Raw genomic sequence first — 695 nt, forward strand, 5'->3', positions numbered from 1 at the left:
TCAACTACGAGGCGATCTACCGCTATCACCCGATGTTCGCCGCGGGTTACGACCGGCCCGAGGCCGGGGGCTATCACGTGTGGATGCCGGGCATGGCCGCGGCTCCGGCCACCATCGAGGGCGGGGACGTGCTGGTCATCGGGCGCGGCGCCGTACTGGTCGGGATGAGTGAGCGCACCCGGCCGCAGGCGGTGGAGATGTTGGCGATGAGCCTGTTCGCCCAGGGCGCCGCCGAGAGGATCGTCGCGCTGGACCTGCCGAAGACGCGGGCGTTCATGCATCTGGACACGGTGATGACCCAGGTGGATGTGGATGTGTTCACCAAGTTCGCCGGGCTGGGCATGCTGCCGTCCTACACGATCGAGCCGGGTGACACCGTCAAGGAGCTGAAGATCACCGATCATGCTCCGGAGGAGATGCACCGGGTCATCGCCGCGGCGCTGGATCTGGACGAGGTCAGGGTGCTGACCGCCACCCAGGACGTCTACGCCGCCGAGCGCGAGCAGTGGGACGACGGCTGCAACGTGCTGGCCGTCGCACCGGGCGTGGTGGTGGCCTACGAGCGCAACACCACCACCAACAACCATCTGCGCGCCAACGGCGTGGAGGTGATCACCATCCGGGGCAGTGAGCTGGGCCGGGGGCGGGGCGGCCCGCGCTGCATGAGCTGCCCGATCGAACGCGACGGCATCTGA

General features: G+C 68.3%; 1 protein-coding gene. It reads left to right on the forward strand.

Annotated features, from left to right (window positions below; all coding sequences use genetic code 11):
- Positions 1–695 (forward strand): arginine deiminase (locus Pta02_RS40855; RefSeq protein ID WP_239131608.1); only part of this gene is annotated, 695 nt, incomplete at its 5' end.

This window comes from Paraplanobispora takensis, assembly GCF_016863195.1.
In the GTDB taxonomy this organism is placed as follows: Bacteria; Actinomycetota; Actinomycetes; order Streptosporangiales; family Streptosporangiaceae; genus Planobispora; species Planobispora takensis.